General features: G+C 75.0%; 11 protein-coding genes and 1 pseudogene. 2 read left to right on the top strand and 10 right to left on the bottom strand.

What is annotated here, in order from left to right:
- Positions 1–170: 170 nt before the first annotated feature.
- Both DDW44_RS29530 and DDW44_RS29535 read right to left on the bottom strand, forming a co-directional pair.
- A complete protein-coding gene (locus DDW44_RS29530; RefSeq protein ID WP_108908394.1) occupies positions 171–764 on the bottom strand; it encodes a dihydrofolate reductase family protein in 594 nt (197 codons plus the stop codon).
- 181 nt (positions 765–945) lie between these two features.
- Positions 946–1,179 (bottom strand): hypothetical protein, encoded by a 234-nt coding sequence (locus DDW44_RS29535; RefSeq protein WP_017947019.1) that lies wholly within the window; start codon positions 1,177–1,179, stop codon positions 946–948.
- Between the two features lie 433 nt (positions 1,180–1,612).
- Between DDW44_RS29535 and DDW44_RS29540 the strand changes: the two genes are divergently transcribed.
- Together DDW44_RS29540 and DDW44_RS29545 are read left to right on the top strand one after the other, a co-directional pair.
- Positions 1,613–2,911 (top strand): RCC1 domain-containing protein, encoded by a 1,299-nt coding sequence (locus DDW44_RS29540; RefSeq protein WP_108908395.1) that lies wholly within the window; start codon positions 1,613–1,615, stop codon positions 2,909–2,911.
- A gap of 182 nt (positions 2,912–3,093) precedes the next feature.
- The gene (locus DDW44_RS29545) at positions 3,094–3,339 is read left to right on the top strand and encodes a hypothetical protein (protein ID WP_108908396.1); all 246 of its coding nucleotides are present in this window, start codon (positions 3,094–3,096) and stop codon (positions 3,337–3,339) included.
- A gap of 64 nt (positions 3,340–3,403) precedes the next feature.
- Here the strand turns inward: DDW44_RS29545 and DDW44_RS29550 are convergent, their stop codons facing one another.
- The 8 genes and pseudogenes from DDW44_RS29550 to DDW44_RS29585 all read right to left on the bottom strand — a co-directional run.
- A complete protein-coding gene (locus DDW44_RS29550; RefSeq protein ID WP_108908397.1) occupies positions 3,404–4,363 on the bottom strand; it encodes a GNAT family N-acetyltransferase in 960 nt (319 codons plus the stop codon).
- A 73-nt stretch (positions 4,364–4,436) separates the two neighbouring features.
- Positions 4,437–7,472: a SpoIIE family protein phosphatase gene (locus DDW44_RS29555; protein ID WP_108908398.1), complete on the bottom strand. Its 3,036-nt coding sequence runs from the start codon at positions 7,470–7,472 to the stop codon at positions 4,437–4,439.
- Between the two features lie 231 nt (positions 7,473–7,703).
- Positions 7,704–8,822 (bottom strand): PP2C family protein-serine/threonine phosphatase, encoded by a 1,119-nt coding sequence (locus DDW44_RS29560; RefSeq protein WP_108908399.1) that lies wholly within the window; start codon positions 8,820–8,822, stop codon positions 7,704–7,706.
- A 243-nt stretch (positions 8,823–9,065) separates the two neighbouring features.
- Complete coding sequence (locus DDW44_RS29565) at positions 9,066–10,148, bottom strand: class I SAM-dependent methyltransferase (RefSeq protein WP_026165149.1); 1,083 nt, start codon at positions 10,146–10,148, stop codon at positions 9,066–9,068.
- On the bottom strand, positions 10,145–11,608 hold the full coding sequence (locus DDW44_RS29570; protein ID WP_108908400.1) for a glycosyltransferase: 1,464 nt from the start codon (positions 11,606–11,608) through the stop codon (positions 10,145–10,147). The genes DDW44_RS29565 and DDW44_RS29570 overlap by 4 nt, the downstream gene beginning before the upstream one ends.
- Entirely contained in the window at positions 11,605–12,474 is an 870-nt protein-coding gene (locus DDW44_RS29575; RefSeq protein ID WP_108908401.1) for an alpha/beta fold hydrolase, read from the bottom strand. The genes DDW44_RS29570 and DDW44_RS29575 overlap by 4 nt, the downstream gene beginning before the upstream one ends.
- A 3-nt stretch (positions 12,475–12,477) precedes the next feature.
- Positions 12,478–12,801 carry an acyl carrier protein gene (locus DDW44_RS29580; RefSeq protein WP_017947010.1) on the bottom strand — a complete coding sequence of 108 codons (324 nt, stop codon included), beginning with the start codon at positions 12,799–12,801 and terminating at the stop codon, positions 12,478–12,480.
- A pseudogene (locus DDW44_RS29585) lies at positions 12,798–14,939 on the bottom strand (beta-ketoacyl synthase N-terminal-like domain-containing protein); the annotation flags it as partial. The gene DDW44_RS29580 and the pseudogene DDW44_RS29585, both read right to left, overlap by 4 nt.
- Positions 14,940–15,086: the final 147 nt, after the last annotated feature.

Below are 15,086 nucleotides of genomic sequence, written 5' to 3' on the forward strand. Positions count from 1 at the left end.
GTGCCGCCACCACGCCGGCGGGGCAGTCGGACCAACGGGCCCGTCCGAACGGGTGGGGGCGTCACCCGGGAGGCCCCGACGGCCACGCCCGGCGCACACCGCCGGGCCCCGGCCCGCGGTGCCGCCGGTTCCGCGTCCCGCGACGCGAGGCGTTCCCGCCGGCACGGCTGCTACTCCGCGGCGGGCCGGTAGACGCACACGTGCACACCGGTGCCGCTGGTGACCGTGGAGACCAGCTCCAGCGTGTGCTTGCCGCCGTCGTCGGGGAAGACGCTCTTCCCGCCGCCGAGGAGCACCGGCATGATCATCAACCGGAGTTCGTCGACCAGCCCCTCACTGATGAGGGTGCGCGCCAGGGTCGGGCTGCCCATGACGACCAGGTCGCCTCCCTCGGTACCCCGCAGCTCCCGGATCCGGGTGACGGCCTCGTCCCCGGGGATGCGCCTGGTGTTGTGCCACGTCAGCTTGTCCTCGCCCAGCGTCTGCGACACGACGTACTTCGGGAGCGCGTTCATCCGGTCGGCGAAGGGGTCCCCGGCCCGCTCCGGCCACGCGCCCGCCATCGTCTGCCAGGTGCGGCGCCCGAACAGCAGCCCCTCCGCGCTCCTCAGCACCTCGTCGAACGAAGCGCCCACCGTCTCCGGGTCGAAGAACGGGTGTGACCAGCCGCCATGGGCGAAGCCGCCCTCGGTGTCCTCATCGGGACCACCCGGGGCCTGTACGACTCCGTCCAGGCTGATGAACTCGGTGATGACGACGCGCATGGGAGTGGCTCCTCACTCTGCTCCGGTGGACTACGGGAGGAGAGACGGCGCGAAGCGCGAAAGGTCATCGCGTGCCCTCGGCCCCCCTGGGGTGACATGGAGCACAGTAGACGAGCCGGCGCGGCGGAAAGGATCTTTTCGCGGCCGGCGGAACGCTCCCGGCAGAGCCGCCCGGCGCAGGTCAGGCGTGGTCGGTGAGTTCCGAGACGCCCTTGCGGCGGGCACAGTGCGCGCAGCAGAAGAACTGCCCGTCGGCCTGCAGCCCGTGACCGAGGATCCGGCACCCGCAGTTCTCGCACATCGGTGCCATGCGCTGGGCCGCGCACTCGATGCTGTCGAACGTGTGCACCGCCCCCGCGGCGTGCACCTCGAACGACATCTCGTAGTCGTTGCCGCAGACTTCGCACGTGGCCATGGTTGTGCCCTTCGAGCTCCGGGGGTGTTGCCCGGAAGGTAGCGAGAGAGGGCTCCCGGACCCGGCGACACGGACGAGCGCACGGCCGACGGGTCTACACGCACCACCCGCCCGGCCCCACCACGGTGGCGGTCCCGCTCGCACCCCCGCCCGGCCGTCGCCCGCCGCTTCCGTACGCGTCCCGGGGAGCCGCGGGCCGAACACCCCGCGCCAGCGCCCGCAACCGCGTCCGCCCCCGCGCCCCGACGGGAGCCGGGCGGCGGTGTTCGGCCGCGGCGCCGTCGGCGAAGGACCCGCCCGGGCGCAGTGGGGCGGGTCCCGCACGTGTCGTGCGGGGCCGTGCGGGGGCGACTGGTATGCCTGTGACCGGCTTCCGCGGATCCCGTACTGCCGGGAGGCGGTGGGGCGGGACCGGACGAGAGGGGAATGCGCCATGGATGAGCCGAACCGGCCGGTCCGCAGCACCGCCGGCCGTACCGGCGGGGTGCTGGCCGCCGTGCTGGTGGCGGCGCTGGCCTGGACGCCGGGCGCCCACGCGGCCGGCCCGGGCGGCGACGGCGGCGCCGTGCCGTTCACACAGGCCTGGGGAGACAACGATGACGGTCAGCTCGGCACCGGCGGCGGCGCCGGCAGCGCCGTGCCCGTCACCGTTCCCGGCCTGACCGGGATCAGGGGCCTCGCGGCAGGCTACGAGCACAGCCTGGCGCTGTTGCGGGACGGCACCGTGTGGGCGTGGGGTGACAACGACCACGGCCAGCTGGGCGACGGCACCGAGACCGACAGCGGCACCCCGGTCCGGGTCCTGGGCCTCACCGGCGTGAAGGCCGTCGCCGCGGGCGACGACTTCAGCCTGGCGCTGCTGCGGGACGGCACGGTGCGGGCGTGGGGTGACAACGACAACGGCCAGCTGGGCGACGGCACGCTCGCCGACAGTTCCCTGCCCGTGCAGGTGCACGGCCTCTCCGGGGTGAAGGCCGTCGCCGGCGGCGACAACCACGCCGTCGCGCTGCTGCGGGACGGCACCGTGCGGGCATGGGGTGACAACGACCACGGCCAGCTGGGCAACGGCAGACTCACCGACAGCACCATCCCGGTCCGGGTGCAGGGCCTCACCCGGGCCGGGGCTGTGGCCGCCGGCGGCAACCACAGCCTCGCGGTCGTGCGGGACGGCCAGGTGCGGGCCTGGGGCGACAACTTCTCGGGGCAGCTGGGCAACGGCACCAACATCGACAGCACGACCCCGGTGGAGGTACAGGCACTCACCGGCGTCGAGGCGGTCGGGGCAGGGCTCGGCCACAGCCTCGCCCTGGCGGGCGACGGCACCGTGTGGGCCTGGGGCGACAACGCCTCGGGGCGACTCGGCGACGGCACCACGACCGACAGCACCGTCCCGGTGCGGGTACGGGGCCTGCGCGGCGTGACCGCCATCGCCACCGCCGAGGAGCACAACCTCGCCGTGACGTCATCCTGCGACTGCCGCGGCGCAGGCCCGCCCGTCCGGCCGTCCTGCCGCTGCGGCGGCGGACCGGACGGGCTCCCCGGGATCGGGCCGTCCGGTCCCGGCGACGCACCGGCCGGCTCCGGGAGCGCCGTCCACGCCTGGGGCGAGAACGGCGACGGGCAACTCGGCAACGAATCCACCGCCGACAGCAGTGTGCCCGTGGGTGTGACCACCGCCCGCGGGAAGATCACCCTGATCGCGGCGGGTGGTGAACACAGCCTGGCGGGATGAGTATCGGGCCCGGTCCGGGCGTTCGGCCGAGGCGGCTCCGCGAGCACCCGCCGCCGTGCCCGCCTCCCCGGGAGGCGGGCACGGCCGCACCCCGGTGAGCGCCTGCGGGCCGCACCCCGGTGAGCGCCCCCTGGCCGACGCGGCCCGTGGCGGACGGTTGCTCAGCAGGTACCCTCCCCTGCATGAGCAGCCGTCCCCGTCGTCGTGCATGGCCCCCGCAGGTCGTGGAACTTCCGCCCCCCGCCTATCCGGCCCACGACGGAGCGCTGCAGATCACCGCGACCGACTGCGAACGCTGCGGCACCCGCCTGTCCGGCATCAACGGCCGCTACGCGTGCGGGGTGTGCGGGTGGACGAACCCCTGGAACGACGGGCACCGCGATCTGCCGAGCGCCGAGGAGGACCCCGACTTCCCGCACCGGCGATAGCCGGGGGCGCCCGCCCCGATGGTGCCCGCCCCGGCGGGCCGGGCGCCCGTCGTGGAGCCGTTCCTCAGGAACCGGCGGGCCGGGTCAACTCCCAGGTGTCGACGGCGAAGTCGAGCGTCATGCCGTGGCCCTCGTACAGGGCGAGGGCTCCGCTGCTGTTGTCGGTGTCGACGCCGAGGCCCATCCGGTCCCGGCCCATCGCCGCGTAGTGCCCGAAGGCGTGGCGGAGCAGATGGCCCCCGAGGCCCCGGCCCCGCGCCTCCCGGAGGACGCCGAGATTGCTGATCCAGCCCGAGGAGGCACGGTTGTCGTGCGTGCGCACCGCGGCCGCGTCCCCGATGCCGTCGACGTGCGCGATCCAGACGAGCGACCAGTCGGCCCGGTCGGCGTCGACGTCGTGCAGCCACTGCTCGTAGGTGCGCGGCTGGAAGTCGAAGTGGTCGGCGAACGACGCCTGCAGCACCGCGTGGGCGCTCCTGCGGTCCTCCTCCGCCGCGCACGGGCGCAGCGTGACGCCGGGGGGTGGGGAGGGCACCGGGTCGGCGGCGGGTGACAGCGGGCGGGTCAGCACGTTGTAGCGGCGGACCGGGCGCCAGCCGCGTCCGCGCAGGGCGTCCACGTCCGTCGTCGGCTTGGTGGTGAGGTGCATGTGCACCACCGCCCGCGGTGCGCCGTTCAGCGCCGCCCGCTGCACGGCCCGGGCCTCCATCAGGTCGAACAGGTGGCCGAAGACCTGCTGCCGGTCGGGGAGCGTGTACTGGTCCATGTCGATCCGCTCGTGGCCCGAGTCGTCCCAGAGCAGCCCGTAACCGACCAGCCGGCCGCCGTCGAGGAGCAGCCACGAGTCGCGTTCCAGATCCACCTCCGGATGCCTCAGATCGGCCTCGACCTCCGTCAGCGAGGTGTCGGCACGGCCGATCTCCAGCAGGTCGATCTCGTTGAGGAGGGCGCACACCGCGTCCGCGTCGTCGAGCGTCGCCGGACGCACGGTGATACCGGGCGGCGGGGTGGGGAGCGTGGTCATGGGGCCAACTGTCGGTCGCCCCGCGCCCGGACCGCAACGGAGTTTCCGCGGCTCCCCGTACGTGCCGGTGCGCTCACAGCAGCGTCTGCTCGGTCCAGATGGTCTTGCTGGTCGGGGTGTGGCGGGTGCCCCAGCGCTGCGTGAGCTGGGCGATCAGATAGAGGCCGCGGCCGTTCTCGTCGTAGGTGTGGGCCTGCCGCAGATGCGGACTCGTACTGCTGTGGTCGGTGACTTCGGTGGTGAGGGTGGTGTCGGTGTGGATGAGGCGAAGCCGGATGGGGGGCTTGCCGTAGCGGATGGCGTTGGTGACCAGCTCGCTGACGATCAGCTCCGTGATGAACGCGGCTTCGGCCAGGCCCCAGCCGGTGAGCTGCTCGGTCGTGCGGCGGCGGGCCTCGGTGACGACCGCGGGGTCGTGCGGGAGCGCCCACGTCGCCACGTGATGGGGGTGGAGCGTCCTGGTACGGGCGATGAGCAGGGCGATGTCGTCGGTGGGCGGGTGGGTGAGCAGGGTCGTGAGGATGCGGTCGCAGGTGGCCTCCAGGCCCGACGAGGGGTGGGCCAGCGCCGTGAAGAGGGTGTCCAGGGTCTGGTCGATGTCGGTCTCGCGCGGGTTGAGCAGGCCGTTGGTGTAGAAGGCGAGCAGCGTCCCCTCGGCGAGTGTGGTGGTGCTGGTCTCGAAGGGGAGGCCGCCGAGGCCCAGCGGCGGGCCGGCGGGGGTGTCGAGGAAGTAGACGCCGCCGTCCGGGGTGGCGGCAGCCGGTGGCGGGTGCCCGGCGCGGGCGTGCGTCAGCTCGCGGGAGATCGGGTCGTAGATCGCGTAGAGGCAGGTGGTGCCGATTCCGGTCGTGGCGTCGGCGGACGTGGAGGACTCGTCGGTGGACAGATGGAGCACGAGGTCGTCGAGCCGGGTGAGCAACTCGTCCGGCGGGAGGTCGACATCGGCGAGGGTGCGGACCGCGGTGCGCAGCCGGCCCATGGTCGCGGACGCCCTGATGCCGTGACCGACGACGTCGCCGACGACGAGGGCGACGCGTGCGCCGGACAGCGGGATGACGTCGAACCAGTCCCCTCCCACGCCCGCTTCGCTGCCGGCGGGCAGATAGCGCGTGGCGATGTCGAGGGCGGGCTGCTCCGGCAGCGTGTGCGGGAGCAGGCTGCGCTGCAGGGTCATCGTGGTCGTCCGCTCGCGGGTGAAGCGGCGCGCGTTGTGGATGCCGGTGGCGGCGCGGTGGGTGAGCTGCTCGGCGAGTTGCAGGTCGTCCGGTGTGAACGGGTGCGGGTTGCGGTCGCGGGTGAACAGCGCCACTCCGAGAGTGGAGCCCGCCATGAGCAGGGGGACGGCCATGAGGGTGTGCGTGCCGGCCCGGTCCAGCCGCGCCGCCGCGGGATCGCCGGCCCTCCACTGGGCGAGGGACGGGTCGTCCATCCGGTACACGGCACTGCGGCCCGTGGTCAGGCAAAGGGTCAGCGGGGAGTGGGCGGGGTGGGTGACCGGGTCCGGTCCGGCGGGCGGCCCGGTACCCGGCGGATGCGAGCGGTAGGCGGTGCGCCGCAGCGGGAGGGGGCCGGTCGGGCGGCTGTGACGAGGCGTCTCGCACAGATCGACGGCCGCGGAGTCCGCGAGCCGGGGAACGGCGGCGTCGGTGAGCTCCTGCGCGGTGCGCTCCAGGTCGAGGGTGGTGCCGATCCCGGCGCCCGGGTCCTCCAGCAGCATCCGCTGCCGGGTGAGGTGGTGCTCGGGCTCCTCGGTGCGGGCGTGGGCGGCCAGGCACACGGCCCGGATGCCGCCGTCGTCGTCCCGGAGCGGAGTGACGGTGGCGGGGCGGCCGGCCTCGGCACTGCCGCCCGTGGGCCGCAGGGCGGTGGGCGCCTGCTGCGGCCGCCCGGTCCGCAGCACCAGGCTCATGGTGCGCTCGGTCTCCTCGCTCACCGGGTCGGGAAGGAACTCCGTGAGCCGCAGTCCGCGCATCCGGGCCTCGGGCAGCGACAGCACGTGCTCCATCGCGGCGTTCGCCCGCAGCAGCCGGAGGTCGGCGTCGAAGACCGCGAACATGCACGGGGACTGGGCGAACGCCCGTGCGGCGAGTGCCTCGTCGGTGGCGGAGCCGATGGGCGGCGCCCCACCGGCCCGGGGGCCGGGGTGCGACGGTGCGGCCGCAGCGGTGCCCGCGGCCGGTGGTCCGTCCGTGGGCGGACCGGCGTACGGTGCCGCACCGGCCGCGTCCCCACCGGCCGCTTCCCCACCTGCTGGATGCCCACCGGCCGCTTCTGCTCCCGCCGGGTGTTCCGGAGCCCGCTGGGCGGCACCCGGGGCCACGCCCGGTGGACCCCCGTCCGCTGGATCCCCGCCCGCTGGACCCCCGCCCGCTGGACCCCCGGGCGGGGCGCCGCGGTCCGATGGTCCGGCGGCCGGCGTTCCGTCGTCTCCCGCCGCCGCCGCGGCCACGGCCGGGGCCGGGCCGTCCGGAGCCGGGGCGCCGGGCGCCCCGTCCTGCGGGGGAGTGGCGGCGGCCGGCGCCGCCTCCTCGTATGCCGCCGCATCCCCCGGCACTGCCGCCGCTTCCGCCTCCCCGGACGCTGCAGCCGCTTCGTTCGCTTCTGCCTCCCCGGACGCTTCCGCCGCTTCGGTCGCTCCCGCATCTTCGGACGCCGCCGCATCCCCGGAAGCGGTGGTCACGAGCCATTCGGTGATGCCGCTGGTGGTGGTCCGCCGGGTGGCGGTCAGCGGGAGGGCGAGGTCGTGGCCGTCCCGGTGGCGCAGGGCCAGCGTGCCGCTGAGGTCCTGGGGCGACGCGGCGGCAGCGGGCGCGACGGGAGCCGCACCCTGGGCCAGGAGGCCGGTCGCGGGCCGTCCCATGACGTCGGCGGGCGCGTAGCCGAGCAGTCGGCGGGCGCCCTCGCTCCATCCCGTGACGACCCCCTGCTCGCTGATGACCGCTGTGGCGGCGGGCGGGAGCGGACGCCCGGGGCCGGGCCCGGCGGTGCCGGGCCGGTCGCCGGGGGCCGTGCCGGACGGGTGCGCGGGGTCGGGCCGGCCGTCGGCCGGTACGGGAGATGGCTGCGCGGTGCCGGGATGCTCGCCCGGTGAGGTGGGAAGACGTTCCATCGCCGCTGATCTCGCCCCTTTGCTAGTGGCGTGGCTCCCGCTGCCGGCGGGGACCTCACGGCCAGGGCTCTCGTCACCAGCATGATCCTGGGCGCCGCGGAACACCAACGCGGACGCCGTCCGGACCTCATGGCCCCAGCCGGGCCCCCGCGGCACCGAAGACGGTGCACCCGCCGGTGCCGGCCGCCCCGGAGCCCGGCGCGGTGGAAGCCGGCCACGGACCGCGGGCGGCTACGCCGTCGCCCCCGGCCCCCGGCTGTTGGGGCACCGCACGGCGAGTGCGGCGATGTCGTCGTCGAGCCGTCCACCGCTGTAGCGGAGCAGGTCGTGGTGGAGCCGGTCGAGCAGATCCCGCGGCGCGGCCGGGCCGTTGTCCCGCATCCAGTCCGGCAGCGGGAAGAACTCGCCGGTGCGGTCCCGGGTCTCCGTCACGCCGTCCGTGTAGAGCAGCAGGTGGTCGCCCGGATCGAAGGGAACGGTGTCGACGTAGTAGTGGTCTCCGATGAGCGTCGCCAGATTCAGCGGCGGCGACGGGGTGGACGGCTCCAGGACGCGGATCTCACCACGGTGGACGAGCATCGGCGGGGGATGGCCGCAGTTGAGGATCCGGATGGCTCCGCCGTAGTGCGGGATCTCGACGAGCAGGGCGGTGGCGAAGCGCTCGGGCAGGTCCTGGGTGGGGAACGCCGCGGTGTAGCGGGTGATGCTGGTCTCCAGCCGCCGGGTGATGCCCCTGAGGTCGGGCTGGTCGTACGCGTTCTCCCGGAAGCAGTTGATCACCGCCGATGCGGCGCCCACCGCCGACAGGCCCTTGCCCCGCACGTCGCCGATGAGCAGCCGTACGCCGTACGGGGTGTCGGCCACCTCGTAGAAGTCGCCTCCGATCCGGGCCTGCTCCTGGGCCGCCAGGTACAGCGACTCGATCTCGACGTCGTTGATGCGGCTGGGCAGCGGGCGCAGCAGGACCTTCTGGGCGGCGTCGGCGACGAGCCGTACATGGAACAGCGCCTCCTCCCGCTGGATCCTGACATGGCTCGCGTACGCGGCCGCCAGGGTCACCAGGATGATCGCGGCCCCGGTGTACGGCGTCCCCAGATCGGTGTAGAAGAAGCTGAGGCTGATCATGACCGCCAGGCAGAACGTCCCCAGCAGGATCGTGGGGAGCACCGGCCACATCGCGGCGGCGAGCGCGGGTGCGGCGGGGAGCAGCCTGCTGAAGGCGATCTCCCGCGGCGTGGAGAACGCCAGGGAGGTGATGACGACGGTCAGGACCGCCGGCGACAGCAGGGCAGCCTTCCACCGGGCTCCGTAGAGAGGACGAGGGCGCCGTCGCCGACCGGACATGATCACAAAATGCATCATATCCGGGCAAAAGGTGCATTGAGGTCTGGTCGATGTGAACGGACGAGCAGACGGCCGTGGCCGCACCCGGCTCCACCCGGTCGCACGAGGCTCCACCCGGTCCCGTCCGGCTCCACCCGGTCGCACCCGGTCACGAACCGGGGACGGGCCCGCGCGGTACGGTCCACCGGCTGCGGCATGCGCCCGCGTCGTTCACGGCCACCCGCCCGTGTGGCCTGGCCGGCCGTCTCGTCAGTCCTTCCGGGCCACCAGGCGGTACGCGTTGCACAGCCCGAGCCGGCCGGCGAAGGGCGCCACCGCCTGATCCAGCAGGGCCGCCGCCGCCAGCGCCGGGACGCCCGCCAGCAGCGCCGCGCCCCGCAGCGCACGGTGCACCGGGCCGACGGGCGGAAGCCACGGAAGGTCGTCGCGCGGCGCGGCGCCCTCCAGCGCCAGCCACACGGCGGCCACCAGATCCACCCGCTCGTGCGCCGACCGGTGCTGCTCCGCCACCACCGTGAACCCCAGGTCCGACAGCGCGCCGCGGAGGTTGCCCACCGGCATGAGATGGAGGTGCTGGGGCTGGAGCCAGGGCAGCCACCAGCGGCCGAGCAGGCGCGCGTACCGGCTCTCCGGGTCCGGCACCTCCACGACCAGATGCCCGCCCGGGCGCAGCGACGTACGGGCCGCCTCCAGCTCCCGCAGGGGTTCCGGGCAGTGCTCCAGATAGTGGAACAGGCTCACCGCGTCGTACTCCCCGGCGAGCTCCCCCGCCAGCTCCGTGAAGCCGCCCCGGAAGCCCCGCTCCACCCGCCCCAGGCGCTCGGCCGTCTCGACCCCCTCGGACCGGTCGAGGCCGTCGAACACCACGTCGGGCAGGACCGTACGGGCCGCCTCGCAGAAGTGCCCGTGCCCGGTCCCCACGTCGAGCCACCGCTTCACCCCGCCGAGATGGGGCCGCACGGACTCCGCGCGCCGCCGGTAGGACCGGGTGCGCCCGCCGAACATCGCGTCCAGCTGCTGCTCGCCGAGCCGGTCGTAGAAGTCGCGGTAGTAGAAGTCGAGCCCCCGGGCGTTCAGCCGCGGGTTCTGGAAGAGATGACCGCAGGAGCGGCAGCGGTCGATCCGGAACCGTCCGGGCTTGTGCTGGATCAGATCCCGGGTCAGCAGATGCCCGCCGATCAGGACCGAGCCGCACCAAGGGCAGCCGTGGCGCAGCGGTTCGAAGAACGCCCGCGGTCCGTCGGCGAGTTCGGCGCCGTACTCCGCGCGCAGCACGGCCACGGTCTCCCTCCTGGCCCGGCGTCTTCGGGCGGGCTTCTCCCTGGGCGTCATCCGGCCTCCCTGTCCTCGGCGGTCCCGGGCTTCCCGGGCTTCCCAGGCTTCCCGGGGTTCCTGCGGTTCCCGGGCTTCCCGGGCTCCTCGTGCTGCTCGGGCTTCCCGGGCTTCCCGGGTTTCCCGGGGCCCCCGTGTTCCTCGGCGTCCTCGTATACCTCGCATGCCTCGGAGTCCTCGGAGGCTTCAACGTCCTCGTGGTCCCCTGGGACCTCCGGCATCCGTTCCAGGTGGTCCGCCGCCGCCGCGGCTCCGCCCGCCGCGCGCAGTGCCGATCCGACGGCACGGGCGGCCGCCCGGTGGCCGGGGCCGTACAGCACGGCGTCCACGGCGTCCCCGATACGGGCGGCGGTGGCCCGGCCGAACCGGACACGGACCCCGGCCCCCGCGTCGCACACCTGCGCGGCGACCACCGGCTGGTCGTCCCGGATCGGCGCCACGACGAGGGGGACGCCGTGCCACAGCGCCTCGACCACCGTGTTGTGACCGGCATGGCAGACGACGGCGTCGACGCGCCGGAGCAACGCGAGTTGCGGCACCTCGGGCAGGGCGAGCAGGTCCCCGTCCACCCGGACGCCACCCGTCCCCGTCCCCGTCCCCCTCTCCGTCCCCGTCCCAGTCCCGGGGAAGGCACCGTTCGGCCCGGCGCCGGGCCGGGCGCCGAGGGCGCCCTGCGGGTCGACGACGACCGCCTGCAGTCGGTCCGCGCGCGCCCGCAGGGCCTCGGCGCACGCGGTGAGGAAGCGCTCGCCGGCACCGGTGTTCGCGGTGCCGAGGGTGACCAGGACCGTCGCCCGCCCGGGGTCCAGCCATTCCCAGGGGAAGTCCGCGGGGGAGGGACGGGCGGTCAGCGAAGGGCCCACCCAGCGGATCGCGTCGCCGCCCCGGGCGGGCGGCCCGGCCAGCTCCGGCGCGGTGAAGGCCAGCACCAGGCGGGGCGAGAACCGCGGATCCGCCGTGCCCTCCGGGTCCCCGATGCGCTGCCGGAGGTCCCGCAGCAGCGCGTCGATCCACGCGGCGGCCTTCGGCATGGCCGCCAGGGCGTCCGTGAACTCGGCCGGTGTCGTCGCCGACGTCGCCCACGGCACCCCGAGCCGCTCCGCCACCAGTGCCCCCGCCGGCGCCTGCTGGTCCGCCACGACCACATCGGGCCGAAACGCCAGCACGGCCTCCCGTACGCCGTCGGCCATCGCGTCCGCGAGCGGCACCAGGAACCGCTCCCAGAGGAACCGCAGGGCCTCCGGCCCCCGGATGTCCGCCGGCCGCACGGGGCGGTCCGCCTCGGCCCAGGACACCGGCGAAGGGAAGACGTGCGCGTCCGGCCCGGCCAGACGGCACACCAGCTCGGGCACCCCCGCCCAGGCCACCGGATGGCCGCGGGAGGCAAGCTCGGCGGCGACGCCCACCAGCGGATTGACGTGCCCCACGAGCGGAGGAACGACGAACAGGAAGCGGCTCACGGGGCGTTCACCTCCGCCCGCGCGGCCGCCGCCCGGCCTCCCTCCCCGAGCCGCGCCCCGCCGGGGCCGCCGGGCGCGGCGTGCTCCGCGATCCACCCGAGGACCTCGTCGCGTACCCGGCCCGGCGCCTCCACCAGCACCGAGTGCTCATGGCCCGGCACCAGCACCGTCCGGCTGCGCGGCAGCAACGACCGCAGCCACGGGGCCTGTTCGCACAGGTCGGAGTCGGCCCCGTACACGGCGAGCACCGGGCAGTCCAGCAGGCGCAGCGCGTCCTCGGTGACCGGCTCGCAGACGGTGAGCTCCGCGGCGATCGCGGTGTCCCGCACCAGCCTGCCCGCGGACCTCGCCAGCCGGGCCGTGCGGCGGCCGCGGTGCGCGGCGATCCAGTCGAGCGCCTCGCTCTCGTTGACGGTCATCTCGTGCCGTACCCGGTCCAGCAGCCCGGCGATCTTGCGCGCCCAGGACGCCGTGGCCGGCTCGGACTCGACGACCGAGATGCTGGCGACCCGGTCCGGGCGGCGCAGGGCGTAGCCGAAGGACACCGTGCCGCCGAACGAGTTGCCGACCAGATGGACCGGGCCGGGGATCTCCAGCCGGTCCAGCAGCGCGCCGAGGTCGTCCGTGAACCGTCCGAGACCGTAGCCGCTGGCCGGTCGCCCGCTGCGGCCGTGCCCCCGGTGGTCGTACATGACGACGTCCAGCCCGGCCGCGGCGAACGCGGGGGCCACGGTGAAGTAGTAGCTGGCGAGGCTGTCGGTGAGCAGCCCGTGCAGCAGGACGACGGTCTCCCGGCCGGCCCGTTCGCCGGCGGGGCGGAGCCGCTGGACGTGCAGGGGCACACCGGTGGTGTCGATGATCGCCACCGGTCAGGCCGCTTCCGCGCTCTTGAGGCAGCCCGCCACGTGCTCGACCAGCCGGCCGACGGTGAGCTCGATGATGTCGTCGAGTTCCATCGAGGCCACGAACTCGGCGAAGTTGACGTCGCGCCCGTACCGGGCCTCCAGGTGCCCGGCCAGGGTGACCAGGTCGATGCTCTCGAACTCCAGGTCCCTGCCGAACCGGGTCTGCGTCCCGACCTCGGTGCCGTCGAGGCCGTCGTCCTCGAGAACCTGCGCGATCATGGCCGTGATGTCGGCGAGTATCGCGTCCTCGTCCGCCCCCGGCGGACCCGCCGGATGAGTCGTGGTCACGTCCTGTCCTCCTCCTCGTGTCCGTTCCGGTGCCGTTCCGGTCCCTCGGTCCATGCCACGACGTACGAGCGCGGGGGAAGTCCCGGGGGATTGGCCACCTGTTCGCACCTGATCCGGTACGCCCGGACCGGTGTGCCCGGGGCGCCGCGGACCTCGACCGTCAGCCGGTCCCCGGACGCCGCCACCACGGCGAAGTCCTTGGGACGGCCGTCGAAGCCGGTTCCCTCAGCCTTGGCCGCCGCCTCCTTCGCCGCCCAGAAGCGGGTGAACCACAGCGCCGCCGAAGCGCCCGCCGACACGCCGGTGCCGGTGGTGCCCGTGCCCGTGTCCGTGCCCGTGCCTGTGCCTGTGTCCGGGCCTGTGCCTGTGCCTGTGTCCGGGCCTGTGCCCGTGCCCGTGCCGGTCCGGGCGCGGCAGACCGTCAGCAGCTCGCGCTCACCGGGCGTCAGGGCCGCGGCCAGCGTGGCCCCGGACGGCTCGGCGATCTCCTCGATGTCGATGCCCGGACCGGTGACCGCGCCTCCGTCCGGGTCCGGCCGGCCCGGGCGCACGATCGCCACGGCCGCCTCGGCCCGGTGGGCGAGGGAGACGGCCAGCGGCGGGAGGGTCCGCCCGTGCGTCCCGGTCACCCGGGGGCGTCCCCGCGCGTCGTTGTGCACGCTCAGCTCGGCGGGGAAGACCGGGCCCTCACCCCGCTGCCACAGCCACTGCCGTACGGCGTCCTTGGCGGCGATCCGGCCGAGCAGCCACTGCCGGCGGCCGCGTGGCGAGTGCCGTTCGTACGCGGCGCGTTCTGCGCTGCCGAGCATATTGCGCATGATCAGATCGCGGGACGCCAGGTCCGGCCAGCGCTCGTGGACCAACGCCCAGCCGCCGGGACGGGCCTCCGACAGCGTGTGGCGCTCCGGGAAGCGCTCGACCGGGCGCGTGTGCGGGTCGTTGTCGAACCGGCGGTCCTGCCAGCCAATCAGCTCCGCCCAGACACGGCCGCCGGAGGTCAGCTGGGCATCCGCCTCCAGCAGGTCCCCGGTGAGCGAGGTGACGCGGACCAGGCACTCCAGCTCGGTGCCGGGCCGCGGCGCCGGACCGAAGAACCGCATCTGCCGCATCCGCACCGGGAACACGACCGTCCGCTCGGTGCCGGTCGCCATGATCCAGTAGCCGAGGACCTGCCCGACGTTGTCCAGCAGCGCGCCCGGCGCCGGTGGCGTGGTCAGCAGCGCACGGACGTGCCGCCGGCCGATGCCCCGCAGCGCGGTGACCCCCTGGTACGCGGGGCCGTGGAACATCCAGCGCTCGTCGTACAGCTGGGCGGCCGAGTGGTCCGGCGCGCGTTCGTCGCCGCATCCCGCCGGATCCCAGGGCGGCGGGGGCGCGGGGTACCGCGCGGCGACCTCCACGACGGCGCGGGCGTGCGGCCCGAAGGACACGGCCACCCGCCCATGGCCCGCGGGGGCGGCGCCGACCGTCACGTCCGCGGGCTCGGCGGCGGTCAGCCACCGGTCGAACCGGGCGTCGTGCACGGCGACCGCGCGCCTGCCCGGCGCACTGCGCTCGGCCGCCTCCATCAGGTGGTGGACGATCGTCGTGGCCGGGACGACCGGCCAGCGGTCGGCCACCTCCGGCCAGTCCGCCCGCTGCCGGAAGAAGCAGTGGTCGAGCAGGTAGGGCATCGCGGCGGTGCCCACCCGCACCGGGTACTCCGAGCGGGCGCCTGGCACCGCGGGGGCCGTCCCGTCCGGGTACACGTCCGGGTGCACGTCCGGGTGCACGTCAGCGTGCGGGGCCGGGCCGGCCGGGTGTGCGGCCGGGGGGCCGTCCGCACCGGGCCCGGAGGGGGGCCGGACCGGGCGGGCCCCGGCCGACCAGGAGGTGCCGTCGGCGGCGGCGGCGAAGGACTTGATCCGGCCGTCGGGGGCCAGACCGCGCTGGCGGGAGAACTCCACGAACATGCCGGGCGAGGACATCACGGTCGCGCCGCCCACGATGGCCAGGGTGGTCTCGCCCGAGCGCAGCGAGCGGACGGCCAGGTGCAGGGCGACCAGGGAGGAGGAGCAGGCGGTGTCGACGGTGACGGCCGGGCCGACCAGGCCGAGCTGGTAGGCGATCCGGCCGGAGAGCACGCTCGGGGTGGTGCCCCAGCCGGTCGTCCGCACCGTCGAGGGCGGCGACGAGCGTGAACGGCCTCCGCCCCGGGCGCGTACGCCGACGGAGCGGGCCCGGCCTCCGGTGCACCCCCGGCCCCGGCGAGGCCGGGCGAGCGGTCGCACCCCGCGCACCCCGCG

Source organism: Streptomyces tirandamycinicus (assembly GCF_003097515.1).
GTDB lineage: Bacteria > Actinomycetota > Actinomycetes > Streptomycetales > Streptomycetaceae > Streptomyces > Streptomyces tirandamycinicus.

Bases quoted from the DNA above. Each gene is read 5' to 3' on its own strand.
- DDW44_RS29540 (WP_108908395.1), top strand. From the start codon at position 1,613: ATGGATGAGCCGAACCGGCCGGTCCGCAGCACCGCCGGCCGTACCGGC.
- DDW44_RS29555 (WP_108908398.1), bottom strand. From the start codon at position 7,472: ATGGAACGTCTTCCCACCTCACCGGGCGAGCATCCCGGCACCGCGCAG.
- DDW44_RS29550 (WP_108908397.1), bottom strand. From the start codon at position 4,363: ATGACCACGCTCCCCACCCCGCCGCCCGGTATCACCGTGCGTCCGGCG.
- DDW44_RS29565 (WP_026165149.1), bottom strand. From the start codon at position 10,148: ATGACGCCCAGGGAGAAGCCCGCCCGAAGACGCCGGGCCAGGAGGGAG.
- DDW44_RS29535 (WP_017947019.1), bottom strand. From the start codon at position 1,179: ATGGCCACGTGCGAAGTCTGCGGCAACGACTACGAGATGTCGTTCGAG.
- DDW44_RS29545 (WP_108908396.1), top strand. From the start codon at position 3,094: ATGAGCAGCCGTCCCCGTCGTCGTGCATGGCCCCCGCAGGTCGTGGAA.
- DDW44_RS29530 (WP_108908394.1), bottom strand. From the start codon at position 764: ATGCGCGTCGTCATCACCGAGTTCATCAGCCTGGACGGAGTCGTACAG.